Annotated in this window: 10 protein-coding genes; 2 read left to right on the top strand and 8 right to left on the bottom strand. The window is 59.7% G+C overall.

Going from position 1 to position 16,306, the window contains the following annotated elements; translation table 11 throughout:
- Positions 1-56 precede the first annotated feature (56 nt).
- Positions 57-605 carry an adenine phosphoribosyltransferase gene (locus tag PS14A_RS08455; protein ID WP_007918333.1) on the top strand — a complete coding sequence of 183 codons (549 nt, stop codon included), beginning with the start codon at positions 57-59 and terminating at the stop codon, positions 603-605.
- Between the two features lie 213 nt (positions 606-818).
- Here PS14A_RS08455 and PS14A_RS08450 read toward each other — a convergent pair whose 3' ends face one another.
- The 6 genes from PS14A_RS08450 to dnaX form a co-directional block, all read right to left on the bottom strand.
- The gene (locus PS14A_RS08450) at positions 819-6,743 is read right to left on the bottom strand and encodes an SET domain-containing protein-lysine N-methyltransferase (protein ID WP_212615742.1); all 5,925 of its coding nucleotides are present in this window, start codon (positions 6,741-6,743) and stop codon (positions 819-821) included.
- A gap of 165 nt (positions 6,744-6,908) precedes the next feature.
- The gene (locus tag PS14A_RS08445) at positions 6,909-8,057 is read right to left on the bottom strand and encodes an acyl-CoA dehydrogenase family protein (RefSeq protein WP_212615741.1); all 1,149 of its coding nucleotides are present in this window, start codon (positions 8,055-8,057) and stop codon (positions 6,909-6,911) included.
- 192 nt (positions 8,058-8,249) lie between these two features.
- A complete protein-coding gene (recR, locus tag PS14A_RS08440; RefSeq protein ID WP_016773861.1) occupies positions 8,250-8,852 on the bottom strand; it encodes a recombination mediator RecR in 603 nt (200 codons plus the stop codon).
- A 66-nt stretch (positions 8,853-8,918) separates the two neighbouring features.
- Positions 8,919-9,953, bottom strand: a complete 1,035-nt coding sequence (locus PS14A_RS08435) for an NADP-dependent oxidoreductase (RefSeq protein ID WP_212615740.1) — start codon at positions 9,951-9,953, stop codon at positions 8,919-8,921.
- Between the two features lie 264 nt (positions 9,954-10,217).
- Positions 10,218-10,556 carry a YbaB/EbfC family nucleoid-associated protein gene (locus PS14A_RS08430; protein WP_003223337.1) on the bottom strand — a complete coding sequence of 113 codons (339 nt, stop codon included), beginning with the start codon at positions 10,554-10,556 and terminating at the stop codon, positions 10,218-10,220.
- 66 nt (positions 10,557-10,622) lie between these two features.
- Positions 10,623-12,713: a DNA polymerase III subunit gamma/tau gene (gene dnaX / locus PS14A_RS08425; protein ID WP_212615739.1), complete on the bottom strand. Its 2,091-nt coding sequence runs from the start codon at positions 12,711-12,713 to the stop codon at positions 10,623-10,625.
- Positions 12,714-12,858: 145 nt separating this feature from the next.
- Here dnaX and PS14A_RS08420 point away from each other — a divergent pair, with 145 nt between their 5' ends.
- Complete coding sequence (locus PS14A_RS08420) at positions 12,859-13,608, top strand: transporter substrate-binding domain-containing protein (RefSeq protein WP_212615738.1); 750 nt, start codon at positions 12,859-12,861, stop codon at positions 13,606-13,608.
- 107 nt (positions 13,609-13,715) lie between these two features.
- On the opposite strand, the gene PS14A_RS08415 is transcribed toward PS14A_RS08420, so the two are convergent.
- A complete protein-coding gene (locus tag PS14A_RS08415) occupies positions 13,716-15,683 on the bottom strand; it encodes a hypothetical protein (protein ID WP_212615737.1) in 1,968 nt (655 codons plus the stop codon).
- A gap of 36 nt (positions 15,684-15,719) precedes the next feature.
- Complete coding sequence (locus tag PS14A_RS08410) at positions 15,720-16,208, bottom strand: hypothetical protein (RefSeq protein ID WP_212615736.1); 489 nt, start codon at positions 16,206-16,208, stop codon at positions 15,720-15,722.
- Between the last annotated feature and the right edge of the window lie 98 nt (positions 16,209-16,306).

Below are 16,306 nucleotides of genomic sequence, written 5' to 3'. Positions count from 1 at the left end.
GAATCGTTTCAGCCGCGGGTATACTGCGCCGTTTGCAGCCCTGCCAGGACACCCCGATGGTCTTCGACTCCTTCGACATCAAATCCCTGATCCGCCCCGTGATCGACTTCCCCAAGCCGGGCGTGATCTTTCGCGACATCACCCCGCTGTTCCAGTCGCCGACGGCCCTGCGCCTGGTGATGGACAGCTTCGCCCACCGCTACGTCGAAGCCGACTTCACCCACATCGGCGCCATGGATGCCCGTGGTTTTCTGATCGGTTCGGTACTGGCTTATCAGTTGAACAAGCCGCTGGTGCTGTTCCGCAAGCAAGGCAAACTGCCGGCGGACGTGCTGGCCGAAGGTTATGCGACCGAGTACGGCGAAGCGTTTCTGGAAGTGCACGCCGACAGCCTGTGCGAAGGCGATTCGGTGGTGATGTTCGATGACTTGATCGCCACCGGCGGTACGCTGATCGCAGCGGCCAACCTGATTCGCCGCATGGGCGCGCGGGTGCATGAAGCGGCGGCGATCATTGACTTGCCAGAGCTGCAAGGTTCGCAGCGCCTTGAGGACATGGGCATTCCTACGTTCTGCCTGACGCAGTTTGCTTTGACCGATAAATAAGCAGCGTCTGACAGGCCGCTTTCGCGAGCAGGCTCGCTCCCACAGGGCAATGCATTTCAACTGTGGGAGCGAGCCTGCTCGCGAAGGGGCCGGCAGTTACACCGCAGGACTTAAAGCCCCATCTGCTTGCTGATGATCTCGTCCATCACTTCCCTGTCCCGCCCCGTCTTCCCTGATTGCCAGTGTTGACGATCAAACCAGCGAAACTTCAACTCAGCGACCCGGATCCGGCTTGATCGCGATATCAGGCACCGGCTGATAGAACGGCCCATAGTCCAACAACAATTCATCTCCCTTCTTGATATCCGAAAGCGCCACATAGAACGTCAGGTTTTTCCCGACCGCAATGGAGATGACATTATTCGACTTCCACACAGGTCCGCTTTTCAGTTGCGAAGTGTTGATCAGGCTCAAGGTATTGCCAGTGTGCAGCCCGCTCACCGTACGCTTCACCGAACGTGTGCCGAAAATATAAGTCAGCACGGCCTCTGAACCTTGCTTGCGCTGCTCCTGAAACAACGATGCCTCTGATGGATGGTACTTGCCCGCATAAGGTCCGAGTACTTCAAATTGGGAGATATCGCGCCGCGCCCATACCGAAGCGCCGCGGGTCGGCCCACCATCATCCAACGAGATGATTACCTCCAGGCACTCATCAAATCGGGACTGATGTTGACCCTCGGTACGCAGCCAGTCCTTTATCGACGCCTTGATCTGAGCCGAAACCCGCTTCTTCGTTGCACTGTCGAGTCCATCACGCAGACCATTCCAGTAGGCGATACGAATGTCATCAATGGGTCCTTCAAGTGACCGGGTCAAGCTGAGTCTCGGATTCGCCGGATCCTGCAGAATCGGCAGAGTATTGTCGATCTGATGGCGACGTAACGGCGTAGAGACACCGGGCTCGGTCTTGATTACAACAGGCTCGACCGCCGAAGACGGCCCGGGGACTTCTGCATCCTCCGGCGTATCGGTCGAGCTGGCCTGGGCCGCCGCCTTCGGCGGCGGCGGCGGCGGATCCAAAGGATCTGATGCTGGCCGCTTTCGTGTCGTGCTCGCACCCGCCTGCTCCGCCGCGATATGTTGCTCCGCTCGATCGAGACGGCGCGTGGCGGCCTCTTTCAAGGTGCCGTCTGCGTCAACCAAAATTGCCCAACGGCTCGGGTTGAGCTCGTATTTGCGTATGAACTGCTCAGGTGTCATTGAGTTGTCAGGCTGCAAGAACTGCTCTCGCCAATGGTGTAAATGGTCGTCGGTAATCGTCTTGTAGGTGCGACCGACCAGCCTGTTCATCAGCGCCTCGCCGCTGGGGGCCAAACGGCCATTTAGCCGCACAAACGATTTCAGCCGTTCGGGATTCAGGTGGTAGTGATCAGCAAAAACTTTCATGGTCATTGCATCACGCGCCTGCTGGGTCATGCTCTGCCAACGACGAATGTTGACTTCGCTTATCTTATTGAAAGGCATTCCAGCAGGGCGATCACGCACAATCACGCCAGTAGCGCTCAGCGTGCCATCAGGCTCTACGTAATGTGCGAAGGTTTTAGGGAAGAGATTATGCTTGCGGGCAAACTCTTCAGGGGTCAGCCCTAACCGCTTCTTGAGCCATAATGTCTCCCAGGCCCGCAAATGTTCAGCCGTCACTTTGGTTGTTTTGGCGTCCAGATCCGCTTCGGTAACGTCAGGAGACGGCGTGCTGTTCTGCCCTGCACGATCCAGACGTCGCACCGCTTCATCTTTTAATGAACCGTTGTCATTAACGTATCTTTTCCATTTGATTGGGTTCAGTTTGTTGCGCCTGACGAATTGTTCTGGCGTGACAGCGTCGTCCGCACTGGCAACGAGCTCGCTCCAATCGCGTAAATGTTTATTGGTAATCGGTTCATAGATACCACCCTCTGCCTTGAACAAAAGCGTCTCACCAATCGCAGTCAGGCGCCCGTCCGCATGCACGTGGTTTTTCAGTGTTCCCGGGTTCAAATGGTGATGACCGGCAAATCCTTCCAGGGTCGTTGCGTCTCGCACTTGCTCTGACATGCCTTGCCAGCTGCGGACGTGCGTGGCAGTCACCATATTGAACGGCATGTTGGCGGGGCGGTCGCGCACCAGCACGCCGACGTCACTCAGCCGGCCGTCAGACTTCACATAGTGGGCAAAGGTTTTCAAAGACAGGTGGTGCTGTTGGGCAAAGCCTGGCGGGGTCAGCTTGCGCTGCTCTTGAGGTGAATGCGCCTCCCAGGCCCGCAAATGCTCGGCGGTGATCCTGTTCCTGTGTGTACCCAGCGCCTGGACCGCGGGTAGTGCGGGGTTTTTCTTTGCCTGTTGCAGACGTTGCTCAGTCGCCTTTCTAAAGGAACCATCGGGGTTGACTTGAAACCTCCACAGGTTCGGGTTCAGCTCATGCTGACGCAGGAACGCCTCCTCGGCAATCGATCCATCCCCTTGGGCCAAGAGCTTGCTCCACTCACGCAAATGCTCATCGGTAATCGTCTTGTAGGCCCCCCCACCCGCCTTGAACAACAGGGCTTCTCCGCCAGGAGTCAACGTCCCTTTGCTCCGTACGTACGACCTGAATGTATTGAGATACAAATGGTGATGTGCGGCAAATCCATCTATGGTCATTGCATCGCGCGCCGGCTGTGTCATGTTTTGCCAACTACGGACGTGCTCGGCGGTTATCTCATTGTAGGGCGAGTCCATTGGACGGTCTCGCACAAGTACGCCCGTAGCGCTTAGCTGACCGTCAGGTTGTACAAAGTGCTCAAAGGTTTTTATGGACAGATGATGTTCCTGCGCAAACCCCTTCCGTGTAACCCGCAACTGTTCCTCGGCTGACAGGGCTTCCCACGCTCGCAGATTTGCGCCCGTGATTCTCTGCACGCTTGAACGGCCTGCTGCCGGCCCGGTGGTGCTGATCCGCGCGACACGTTGCAGAGCAGCGTCTTTCAGAGAATCATTGCTGTGAACGTATTTCTCCCACAGTCGTGGATCGAGCCCGTGTTGTTGCCTGAACTGCCCTGCCGTGACTGAGTTGTCCGGTTGGTCGTATAGCTCCTGCCACAAGCGTAAATGTTCATCGGTAATTTTGTTATATATGCCACCACCCTCCCGGTACAGCAGCGATTCACCTTGGAGCGACAGGCTGCCATCGACGTGTACGTGATTTTTGAACGTCTGCGGCTGCAGGTGATGGTGAGCGGCAAATCCTTCAAGGGTCATCGCATCGCGCGCTTGCTGCGTCATGGATTGCCAGCTACGAACCTGCGCTGCAGTGACCGCATTGAAGGCCGTCCCGGCAGCGCGGTCACGCAGGAGCAGTCCTGTAGCACTTAGTTGGCCGTCAGCGTTTACGTAATATTCAAAGGTTCTTGCAGAGACGCGCTTCTGACGTGCAAAGCCCCGACGAGTGAGTGTCAGCTGTTCCTCGCGCGACAACGCCTCCCACGCTCGCAAATGTTCAGCGGTAATATTCCCACCACCGGATAAACCCAGGCGTTGCCACTGGTCACCGTGAACATGCTGGATCAGCAACTCGGTTTGCCGGGTATTGTGATAAACCCGCGCCTGAACGACGCCGTCTTCCGTGCGCGTGACCTGTCGCACTTCGTACACAGCCGTTGTACCCCGGTTATCAATATGGCGTACATGGGAAAGATACCCATCGGCAGCAACATAGACACCCTGGCTGTTGCGCGTAAGCCCGGCGATACGCGATTCAGGTACGGCAAGGCGACCGTAGCGCTCATGACTCAGCGCCAGCGCCTCGTCTATATGGGCTGTCCAGACCTGGCCTGCAACAGCTTGGGTCGCAACTTCGAAGTCCTCGAGCGGACGACCGAAAGGCCTCATGGAATCGGCGTCAAAGGCGTACCAGTGTCCGCTCCTGAGGACCGCAGCGACCTCCAACTTGTGTCCCGCTATATTCAACCCCCCGATCGCCGCAGCGTCGTACTGTTTGCTCACCGCCTTCAAGACATCGTAACTGGCAGCTGCCCCCCTGAGCCTGTTGATCGCTCTGACGCCTTTGGACACTACGTACAAGCCGCCAACGCCGGCAAGTCTGGCCAAATCTCCCACCCCACCGACGGGATTGAGCAATTCTATGGCCGACACACCGATAACGTTGGCCGACCTTAATACCTTGGCTCCGGCAGAAACGGCAGTACGTCCGATCTTCAGGAGTTTGCCGGCAGTGGCGGCACCAGCAGTGAGAAATCCGAACACGTCCAGCAGCAGATCAAATACTGCCTCGCCATAACTACCGGCCCGAAGATTGGCTATTGCAGAGCGGAAAGGAATCAGGTTCAGCAGAAAATCGTTCAAGGGCCTTGGAGCGAAATATTCATCTAACGGGGTTTGCCCGCGTGCCAACTGCTTTATTGCAGGATCATCGAGATCAAGGTGCTGGACAAATACATCGGCAATGCCACGGGCACGCGCGCTGTTGAAGCTGTCCAATAGTGAGTCGTTCAAGGATTGCTCGCGACCCAGATCATTTTCGGTGTCTCCTGGTTTGAGCTCTCTGGTCGTGAAGTATTTGTTGGCATCTCTTGATTGCTTGCTCTTCGCTCTGTTCAGGTTCGCCTGTTCAATCGCACCTTTTTCGAAATTGATTTCGTATGCCTGGAAGCTTCCGCGCAGCTCGGTTCTGAGGAGCAGCCAGGGCTCTTTTTGTTCCGGACTGTTATTGAAAAAACCGTCGGATGTATACGAACTCTCCTGAAAGAAGGTGAGTTTTGCGAATTGCAGAGTTTTCCTGTCTGCCAATGGAAGCTGCGCGATCATGTGCCTGACCGTTGCAGCGACGGCGGATTTTTTCTCGCTGATTGCATTGGCGAACTGCTCTTCGAAAGCCGCCAGCACGCCAAATGCCGGGTTATGGTTTACAGCCTCCAGCGGAAGGCGAGCGTCGGTTGACTTGAGGGGCCGCAGATTGGGCAGGTCCATCATTGCGTAATCCAGAAGCGAATGAGTGCCACCGAACCCTCTTTGCCCGTTTTCCCCTCGATACATATCTGTACTGAGCGCCTTCACTTCAAACAGCGCACCGAGATCACCAAATCGCTTCTTCAGAATTGCCAGTGCGATTTCTCTGCGCGTTGGTATCTCACTGGTCAATATGCTGGAGGCAGCAAGTCGCTGATCAAGTTGTGCGTTGAATGCATTTCTCGCCGTTTCGAGTGTCGCGGCGGTGTACGCGTCATCGTAGTTTCTTCTTATCACTCCGTTGGCTACTGCCCAATCCAGTACCGAAACTGTCCGGGCGCTTTGAGTGACGGCGGTATCGATCTGGCGGAATTGGTCAGCATCATTCATGACCTGAGCGAACGTCATGTCGAGAACCTTGCCCGGGTGCAACGCCTCTATTGTCATTGCCGCGATCGTCACGTTGGCCCAGGCCTGGCTGCCGATTGTTACATTAGGGGGAACCTGCTGAATCAACAGAGACGGGGCGATTCTGGCAATCAGGATGCGGGCACCGATTTTTGCCATTGCGGCGCTGGTGCGACCGGTCGAGCTCAAGTGCTCAGCAAGACCATCCACGACCGCGCGAGGAGCCTTTCCCCAATACTGCTCACTGGCCAGGTCAAAACCAGCGACTTTATTGCGCACGGGGGCGACGATTGATTCAGGATCCATCTGCAGAGCAATCCCGGCCAGCAGGTAATCCGTGACGCTGCTATCGCTTTCCATGCCCTGCATTTTATGTTGCAGCGCTTTGCCCATCAGCTGCCCCTGTGGGGAGTCGACCAACGCTTCGAGCATCTTCGCCGGCTCATGCTGCGCCATTAAGGGGATGGGGTGGCAATAGTTCAGGAACTCCAGCACACCGCCCTTGATTTGCATGACCAGCGGCTGATCGCCCAAATGGTGTTGATGGCTCATGGTGACAAGACGCAAGCGGCGCTGCTCGTCTGTGTTCAAGGGAATCGACCATGACAACGCTCCTCCGAGATTGCCCAAGCGGCGCAATTCGGCGCCGGCGATTCTGTCAACGTCGGGAGGTAACGCAATATCCCCTCTTGATCCCTCAGGGGTGGTCAACGACTCGACTTTGTCGGCTGGTGGGTGCGCGTGGTTATCAGATGTACTGGCCACGAACGGAAGATGTGGGGGTGCTGGGGTAATGCCGGTCATGAAAAATACCTGTCCTTGGTAAAAAGTCATCCTGCTGTACTGCTCTTGGGGAATGTACCTGCCAGTCCGTGATGCAGTCACCCCGCCTTCGCGGCGAATTTGATTCAAGTTATCTTCGCTGTCCCTCCGGGCGAGCTTGCTCACAAGCAGCCCTCACGCTTTTGGTCAAAGCCCCATCTGCTTGCTGATGATTTCGTTCATCACTTCCCGCGTCCCGCCGCCAATCGAGAGAATGCGGTTATCCCGATACAGCCGTTCCACCAGGCTTTCTCGCATGTAACCGAGCCCGCCAAGAATCTGCACGGCCTCGGTGGTGATACGGTCCGAGGTGTCGGTGGCGAAGTTCTTCGCCATGGAAATCTCCTTGATCACGCTCTGCCCCGCCGCCATTTTTGCCGCTTGCCGATACGTGAACTCCCGCGACACTTCCAGCGCCGTGGCCATTTCGGCGAGGCGATGCTTGATCACCTGGAATTTGCCGATGGGCTTGCCGAATGCCTCCCGCTCGCGCGCCCACTTCAGGCTCTCCTCCAGCGCCAATTGCGCCGTCATGTTGGCCATCAGCGCCAGCGCCAGCCGTTCGCTCTGGAAATTGCCCATGATGCAGGCGAAGCCCATGTTTTCCCCGCCGATGAGGTTTCCTACAGGCACGCGGCAATCGTCGAAGAACAATTCAGCCGTGTCCGACGCCCACCAGCCCATTTTCTTCAACTGCCGACCCACGGTGAACCCAGGCGTACCCTTCTCGATCAGCAACAAACTGATGCCGCCAAACCCCGGCGCACCGGTACGCACCGCGACGGTGTAGAAATCCGCGCGCACGCCGCTGGTGATAAAGGTCTTGCTGCCGCTGACCCGGTAGAAGTCACCGTCACGCACGGCGCGGGTTTGCAGGTTGGCGACGTCGGAACCGCCACCGGGCTCGGTCACCGCCAGGGCGCTGATCTTTTCGCCGCTGAGCACTTGGGGGACGACCCGCTCTCGCACCTCAGGCCGCGCCCATTTGACGATCGGTGGCAGGCCGATATCCAGCGAACCCAGCCCCGCCACCAAGCCACCAGAGCCACAGCGCATCAGCTCTTCACTGGCGGCGACCTTGGCGAACAGATCGCCTTCATGGCTGCCGCCAAGCGCTTCGGGATAGCCGATACCGAGAATGCCCGCCGCACCGGCCTTGAGGTACAGCTCACGGGGAAAGCTTTCGGCTTCTTCCCACTGATCGATGTCCGGCAGGATCTCGCGCTCGACGAAACGTCTGACACTATCGCGGACCAATTGGTGGCTGGGGTCGAAGTATTCCTGAAAGGCAGGCATGGGCGAGCTCCACGGAAGGGTTCGCCGACGTTAACCGAGCGCTTGCTTGGTTATCAATGAAATTGTGTGAATCAGACGGACCGCGGCGCGCCATTCGCGAGCAGGCTCGCTCCCACAGGGGATTTGTGAACCACACAAAACCAATGTGGGAGCGAGCCTGCTCGCGAAGGCGTCATTTCAGACGCCGCAAATTCAGAGGGAAATCGGTTTACGCCCGGCAAACGAATGCGCCAGCGTGCCGCCGTCGACCAGCTCCAGCTCACCGCCCAGCGGCACGCCGTGGGCAATCCGCGAGGCGACCAGGCCTTTGTTGTTGAGCAACTGCGCGATGTAGTGCGCCGTCGCCTCGCCTTCCACGGTCGGGTTGGTGGCGAGGATGACTTCGGTAAAGGTCCCCGCCTCTTCAATCCGCGCCATCAGTTGCGGAATACCGATCGCTTCAGGCCCGAGGCCATCCAGCGGCGACAAGTGCCCCTTGAGCACGAAATAGCGGCCACGGAAGCCGGTCTGCTCTACCGCATAAACATCCATCGGCCCTTCGACCACGCAAAGCAGCGTGTCATCGCGGCGCGGGTCGGCGCATTGCGGGCACAGATCGTCTTCGGTCAGCGTGCGGCATTGGCGGCAATGGCCGACGCCTTCCATGGCCTGGCTCAAGGCCTGGGCCAGACGCGTACCGCCGCTGCGATCACGTTCGAGCAACTGCAACGCCATGCGCTGAGCGGTTTTCTGACCCACGCCCGGCAAGGTGCGCAGAGCGTCGATCAGTTGGCGAATCAAAGGGCTGAAGCTCATGGGTAAACAGTCCGACTAAACAACGAGACGCGGTTTATACCCGCGCCTCTGGCCAGCGTCAAATCCTCAGTCCTGGGCGACCCGGACTACCAGTTTGCCGAAGTTGCGCCCTTCCAGCAGACCGATGAAAGCCTCGGGCGCCTGCTCCAGGCCTTCGACCACATCCTCGCGGAATTTCACTTTGCCGTCGCGTACCCACGGCACCATGTGGCTGATGAATTCCGGCTGACGATCACCATAGTCATCGAAGACGATGAAGCCCTGAATCCGCACACGTTTGGTCAACAGTGTGCGTTGCAGCATCGGCAGGCGATCCGGGCCGGTCGGCGCTTCGGCGGCGTTGTAGCCGGCGATCAGGCCGCACAACGGGATGCGCGCCTTGGGATTGAGCAACGGCACGACCGCGTCGAAGACATGGCCGCCGACGTTCTCATAATAAATGTCGATGCCGTTGGGGCAGGCCTTGGCCAGTTGCTCGGCGAAGTCGTCGGCCTTGTGGTCGATGCAGGCATCAAAACCCAGCTCCTCAACGACGTATCTGCACTTCTCGGCACCACCGGCCACGCCGACCGCGCGCAGACCTTTGATCTTCGCCACTTGCCCAACCACCGAGCCGACGGCGCCGGACGCCGCAGCCACCACCAGGGTTTCGCCTTCTTTCGGCTGGCCGATGTCCATCAGGCCCATGTACGCGGTCATGCCCGGCATGCCCAGTACGCCGAGGGCCATCGAAGGGCTCGGCAGGCCGGCCGGGATCGGCATGATGTTGCGACCGTCGCTGATGCTGTGGCTCTGCCAACCGGTGGCGCCAACCACCAGATCACCTACGTGGAATTTCGGGTGATTGGACTGCTCGACCCGGCTGACCGCGCCGCCGGTCATGACTTCGCCGATTTGCACTGGCGCAGCGTAGGACGGTGCGTCGCTCATACGTCCGCGCATGTACGGGTCGAGCGACAGGTACAGGGTTTTCAGCAATACCTGGCCGTCCTGCAGATCCGGCAGCGCCTCGCGCTCGAGACGAAAGTTCTCCGGGGTCGGCGCGCCGGTCGGGCGCGAGGCGAGGACGAAGCGTTGATTGAGGGTGAGAGAGTCGGACATGTCAGCGTCTCCTGTGAATGGGGAATTCGGTGTATAGGGAGCAGACCTTGGTTGCCGTGGTGTGTTCGATGTTTCTTCAGTTTTGAACGAGGCGCCCCCCCTTCGCGAGCAGGCTCGCTCCCACAGGGGAATGCATTCCAAATGTGGGAGCGAGCCTGCTCGCGAAGGCGTCAGTCCAGCCGGCATATGTCCATCAGACAGAAACAAAAATGCCAGGCGCGATGCCTGGCATTTTGTGTAGCTCATCTGCCGCCCAAAGGCGAATCAGAATGGCAGTTTCATACCCGCTGGCAGGTTCATGCCGGCGGTCATGCTGCCCATTTTTTCCTGGCTGTTGGCTTCGATCTTGCGCACGGCGTCGTTGACGGCGGCGGCGACCACGGCTTCCAGCATCTCTTTGTCGTCTTCGCTCAGGCCTTCGACCAGGCTTGGGTCGATGCTCACGCTTTTAACGTCGTGACGACCGGTCATCACCACGGTGACCATGTCGCCGCCGGCCTTGCCGGTGACTTCGGCGTTGGCCAGTTCTTCCTGCATCTTGGCCATTTTTTCCTGCATCTGCTGCGCCTGCTTCATCAGGCCGGCCATGCCACCTTTCATCATGGGAATCACCTCAAACGTACTTGGATAAAACAGCGCCCGGCCATCTTGGCCGAGCACCTTCAGTTATTAGCCTTGGGTGACCAAGGCGTCGACAGGTTCAATAGTATCGCTTCGCACCACCGCGCCGAACTGCTGAACCATCTGCTGGATGAACGGATCACCGTGGATCGATTCCTCCGCCTCACGCTGGCGATTGGCGCGGCGGCGCGAGGCGGCCTGGGCCGGGGTTTCCTGCTCGGGCTTGATCAGCTCGATGGTCAGCGTCAGCGTGCGCCCGTGGAACTGGTTCAACGCGTCGTTGAGACGACGCTGCTGCGTGGCGTTGAACAGGGCGCTGTGGGCCGGGTCAAGGTGCATCAGCCAGTGATCGCCATCGACCGCAATCAACGTGCAGTTGGCGGCGATGCTGCCGGTCATGCCGGAAATCGGCAGTTTCGGGAACAGCTCCAGCCATTGCAGGGCCAGACCGGTGGCCGGCGCGGCGGCAGGTTCCGGCTCGGGCTCAGGCTCAGGCTCAGGATCGGCGGCGTGTTCGCTGGCCAGTTCGTCGAGATAGCTGTAGGCCGAATCCATGTCCGGCTCGATGTAGTCTTCATCCAGCGGCGGTTCGTCGTCCATGTCCATGCCCGGCGTAGCGGCATCGACGTCGGCGACGGACGGCTCGGGAATTGGCGCAGCGGCCCACTCCGGCGCATCCGGCACCACGCTGTCCGGGGTCGGCAGCGGCATCGGCGGCAATTCAGGCTGCTCGCCAGCGGTTTCCAGCACTGGTTCGACAGCGGGTTGCTGAGCGGGCGCAGGCTCGGCCTCGGCTTCCACCGGGTCGTTCCACGGCAGATCGACCACGGCTTCGAAGGCGACTGGCTCAGGCTCCGGTTGTGCTTCGACAACCGGCGCCACAGGTTCTGGCTCGGCAACCGGCGCCGCTACCGGTGCGGGCGCAGGTGTGGGCGCAACAGCCGCAGCGACCACCGGCGCAGGCTTCGGCGCGGCAGCCACTGAGTTTGCGGAATCAACTGTGGCCTGGCTGATCCCCACTGGCTTTAGCGGTTGCCTCGGCGCGTCCGCCGTATCCGCCGGGCGGAACGCGAGCATCCGCAGCAAGACCATTTCGAAACCGCCGCGCGGGTCCGGCGCCAGCGGCAAATCGCGGCGCCCGATCAGGCCCATCTGGTAATAGAACTGCACGTCTTCGGCCGGCAACGCTTGGGCAAGGGCCAATACGCGATCACGGTCGCCGTGGCCATTGTCGACCCCTTCCGGCAACGCCTGAGCGATGGCCACGCGGTGCAGCACGTTAAGAATTTCCGAGAGCACGCCGTTCCAGTCCGGGCCTTGCTCGGCCAAGTGACGCACGGCTTCGAGCAGCGCCTTGGCATCGCCTTCGATCAGCGCATGCAGCACGTCATAGACCTGACCGTGATCCAGTGTGCCGAGCATCGCGCGCACGTCGGTCGCGAGGACCTTGCCTTCACCGAACGCGATGGCCTGATCGGTCAGGCTCATGGCGTCACGCATCGAGCCGTCAGCCGCACGGCCGAGCAGCCACAGTGCATCGTCTTCGAACGGTACGTTTTCCGCGGTCAGAACGTGGGTCAAGTGCTCGACCACACGCTCGGGCGTCATGTTCTTCAGGGAGAACTGCAGGCAACGCGAAAGAATCGTTGCCGGAAGTTTCTGCGGATCGGTGGTCGCCAGGATGAACTTGACGTAGGGCGGCGGCTCTTCGAGGGTTTTCAACAGCGCATTGAAGGAATGGCTGGAAAGCATGTGCACTTCGTCGATCAGGTAGACCTTGAAGCGCCCACGGCTTGGCGCGTACTGCACGTTATCGAGCAGTTCGCGGGTGTCTTCGACCTTGGTGCGGCTGGCGGCGTCGATCTCGATCAGGTCGACAAAACGCCCTTCATCGATCTCGCGACACACCGAACACTCGCCGCAGGGGCTGGAAGTGATACCTGTCTCGCAGTTCAGGCACTTGGCAATGATCCGCGCGATGGTGGTCTTGCCGACCCCGCGCGTCCCGGTGAACAGGTAGGCGTGGTGCAGCCGTTGGCTGTCCAAGGCATTGATCAGAGCCTTGAGCACATGGGTCTGGCCGACCATTTCGCGGAACGAGCGTGGACGCCATTTACGTGCAAGAACCTGATAACTCATCGAAAACCGTCGCAGCGAAGGAAGCAGAAGCGGCTAATGCTAGCGGAGCAAGGGCAAAATTGCATCCGGTGTCCTCGTCTAATATGGCTAAGCTGCATCAGCAGAGGCTTTTATCAGCTCGGGATGGGGAATTACCGGAGCGTCTATGCGGTGGGCCGTGGCGGGATTGCTGGGTATCAGCCTCAACGCGCTGGCAGCGCAAGCGCCGTTGCGCTTCGCCGTGCCGGACAGTTGGGCGATGCCGATGGTGCAACTGCAAAGCGGCAGACCGACCCAGGGCATCCTGCATGACATTCTGCTCAGCCTGGCGACCCAGGTCGGCGCGCCCGCGCAATTCGTCGTCCTGCCGCGCGCGCGGGTTCAGAGCGCCATGGAGCACGGCGACATCGACGTGCGCTGCTATGCCGCACAGTCGTGGCTGCCGAATCAGTCCGGCGATTACATCTGGAGCGTGCCGTTGTGGTTCCAGCGCGACCTGCTTATCAGCCGCAAGGAACAACCGGCGCAGATCAATCCCGCCCAGTTGCCGCGCCAGGCCATCGGCACCGTTCTTGGCTACAGCTACCCTACCCTGCAACCGCTGTTCGACGCCGACCAGTTGCAACGCGAAGACGCGCGCAATCAGGAACAGGTCCTGGAAAAGCTCCTCGCCGGGCGATATCGCTATGCGGTGAGCAATCAGTGGACGCTGGACTGGATCAACCAGCGCCTGCTGCCGGAGCAGCAGCTGCAAGGGGTCGCGGTGTTGCAGGAACAGAATATCGGCTGCTATGTGCGGAACGACCCGAAAGTGCCGGTGCAGCGGATCCTGCGCACGTTGCTGCGGATGAAAATGTCCGGCGAGATCGACGACATAATCCGGTTGTACACCGGCGCCTCATCAACCACACCCTAACCCCGTGTGGGAGCGAGCCTGCTCGCGAAAGCGGTATGTCAGGCGACACAGCTGTTGAACACGCCGACGCCTTCGCGAGCAGGCTCGCTCCCACAGGGTTGGCCGGGTCAATAACCGTGTGATTCGCGGAATTTCGGCTCGCGGCTGTGGTGATAATCGATCCATTCCACCACGTCATAAGGCAGATAGAGCTGCTGCCGGGCACGGGACACGGCGATGTACACGGCACAGATGCGCTGATCGAACTCGTAGGCATCCTTGAATTTCTCGTTACTGAGCAACGTCCGGGTCAACAGCACGCGCCTGAACTCCATGCCGCCAGCCCGCTCGGCCATCATCAACAGGCAGGCCTTGCCCGGCTCGATGATCTTTTGGCTCAGTCGCGTCAGGTCGGCAATCATGAAGCCGTTTTGCAACTGTGCCTCGATCCACAAGAATGCTTCATCGAACTGGTTGGCGGCGCGCACCTGCTGCCAATCAGCCATGTCGCTGAAATACGGGTGCGGTCCTTTCTCGCTGGACCCGGCGTTATAGAAGTCGCGGCGGAACAGCTCGATGGCGGTGGTCATGAAATGCTTGATGTCGTCCTGCGCTTCCCGGTCGGGAAAACTGAAGGCGCAATTGCAATCGTGCAGGTGGATGGCCCACATCATCGTGTCCCACGGTGAAGCGGTCAGCACCACGCAACCTTCGGGCGGCACGAAGGCTTGCGGGTAGTACTCGATATCGACGTCGGCGTGACGAGCGCCTTCGAACGGCACTTTGCTCTTGTGCGTGTGGCGCGAGATCAGCGGATTGACCAGGCGCTCGACATTGCGCCCCGAGCGCACCGAATAGCAGATATCGCTCTGACGAACTTCACGCTTGCGCTTGGGCGCCTCGCCCGTGGCCTGCTGATACTCATCGCCGAGGGTGATCAGCACCTGCTGCCCGCGCTCGATGATTTGCAGCAGCGACGCCGGCACATCCTGGCTTTCGTCGATGATCACATGGGTGTAGCGCGGCGGGACGCGGCAACCGGCGAGACTGGCGCGCTTGACCATCAACAACGTCGGAAAACCGCTCTGGCTGGCCCAGGCCGGGTTGGCCTCCAGATACACCCACAGGCGACTGGAGTATTCCAGCAGCGCTTGCGAGTCTGCGCCGGTCAAGGGCTGCTGGAAGTGCGGCAAGTGCCTGGCGGACAGCGTGTGATCTCTCGAGGCGCAGTACAGCTTGAGCACGCGCAGACAAACCTCAAGGGTGCCCGGCCCGTCGTGGTGGCGAAAGCCGAAGATATTCAGTTCCTGCGCCAGCGCCTGTTTGCTCGGGAGACGCGTCGGCGTCCTGGCCATAGGCAACCGGGGACCAAGCAGCTGAGCCTGGGCGAAATCGAAAAAGGTCTGGCCAATTTCCGTGTCGTGGACCTGAACGATGTGCTTGCGCAGCGTCGCCAGTTTCGCCGGGGTGCGCGCCAGTACCAGGGTGCGTTTCGAGCGCAGGCATTCGATCAGCGCGCTGAGCATGTAGCTCTTGCCGATGCCCGCATAACCCTGCACGTGCAGGTCTTCGTCGAGGTTGGCTCGGAAGGTTCGCAACAGTTTGTCCTGCGCCGCGCTTAACCAGTGTTCACGCTCGCGTGGCGTGACCATTTGCTGGCGAAACGGGTTGTTCTGTTGCTGATGGCGGAGCTTGTAGTCCGCATCCCACTGCCCGCCAGGCAACAGAAATGCCTGCGCGGCGACTTCATCGGCCATGAGAAAGCGCAGGTTCAGACCTTTGAGCGCATTGAGGCCGAAATACAATTTGCGCGAATCGAACAGACGCCGCGCCTCTGCAAGCAGTCCCGCTGATCCGGTGCGCCGAGAGGTGACAGACCAATCAATGAGTCTGGCGAGAATCTTCTCCGCTGCGCTGGCGCTCAAATCCTGTTCCGTGGCCTGGGCGAGGTTCTGGATGACCAGCACCGCCGCCAGTTCCGGGTCGCTCAGGCTGGCCAGTGTCGCGACACCCTCGGGCTGCAACAGCGCCGTACACGCATCATGGGTGATCGGCAGAAATACCGGGGTGGCCAAATCAAAATGTTCCGGGTGCATACAACCTCGCCGCCTGGGCTTTAATACAACACCAGATCAGTCCTGGTCATTCTCGTCGTGCATTTCATGGGACTGCGGCAAGTTTCTCTCACTGCCGGCCTCGGGGCTGATCCGCAGCTCGAAGGAGTAGCCGCCGAGCGTGCCGGACATGCCGCGTCGATCTCCAGCAGTCGAAACCGACCCTGAATCGATCTGCGCCTGCACTTCGTAGAGCGCCATTTCCAGCAGTTTGCGCAGGTGTTCAGGGCTTTGCGCGCTGGCGTGCAGTTGCAGGTCGTACTGGCCGGCCACCGATTCAGTGATGACGGGCTGGTCCTGCACCGCGAGCGGCTGCGCAGCTTCTTCAGCCGCATTGAACACGGTCGAAGCCGCCAGAATCGCGGCGTGCTCCTCATCCATCAGGTCGAGCACTCGCGACAATTCCAGCGTGCGCTCGGGCTGATCCTGCATCTGCGTTTTGACTTCCAGACGCCGCATCTGCCATTCGCGCAGTTTTTCACGAGTCAGATCGTCGATTTCACCCACTTGCCTTACCTCTCGTTGCCAGGCGAGGGAGTATGCCACTGTTCGCTGTCGACAGCCGCACGGGCACCGGGACGCTGCGCGGCTGATCCGCGCGTTTC

The sequence above is a fragment of the Pseudomonas sp. 14A genome (genome assembly GCF_018132745.1).
GTDB lineage: Bacteria > Pseudomonadota > Gammaproteobacteria > Pseudomonadales > Pseudomonadaceae > Aquipseudomonas > Aquipseudomonas mercuritolerans.
Note: the sequence above shows the minus strand (reverse complement) of the source record. Positions and strands in the feature narration are given on the sequence as shown.

Excerpts from the sequence above, each read along its gene's own strand:
- PS14A_RS08455 (WP_007918333.1), top strand. The coding sequence starts at position 57 with ATGGTCTTCGACTCCTTCGACATCAAATCCCTGATCCGCCCCGTGATC.
- PS14A_RS08450 (WP_212615742.1), bottom strand. The coding sequence starts at position 6,743 with ATGACCGGCATTACCCCAGCACCCCCACATCTTCCGTTCGTGGCCAGT.
- PS14A_RS08445 (WP_212615741.1), bottom strand. The coding sequence starts at position 8,057 with ATGCCTGCCTTTCAGGAATACTTCGACCCCAGCCACCAATTGGTCCGC.
- recR (WP_016773861.1), bottom strand. The coding sequence starts at position 8,852 with ATGAGCTTCAGCCCTTTGATTCGCCAACTGATCGACGCTCTGCGCACC.
- PS14A_RS08435 (WP_212615740.1), bottom strand. The coding sequence starts at position 9,953 with ATGTCCGACTCTCTCACCCTCAATCAACGCTTCGTCCTCGCCTCGCGC.
- PS14A_RS08430 (WP_003223337.1), bottom strand. The coding sequence starts at position 10,556 with ATGATGAAAGGTGGCATGGCCGGCCTGATGAAGCAGGCGCAGCAGATG.
- dnaX (WP_212615739.1), bottom strand. The coding sequence starts at position 12,713 with ATGAGTTATCAGGTTCTTGCACGTAAATGGCGTCCACGCTCGTTCCGC.
- PS14A_RS08420 (WP_212615738.1), top strand. The coding sequence starts at position 12,859 with ATGCGGTGGGCCGTGGCGGGATTGCTGGGTATCAGCCTCAACGCGCTG.
- PS14A_RS08415 (WP_212615737.1), bottom strand. The coding sequence starts at position 15,683 with ATGCACCCGGAACATTTTGATTTGGCCACCCCGGTATTTCTGCCGATC.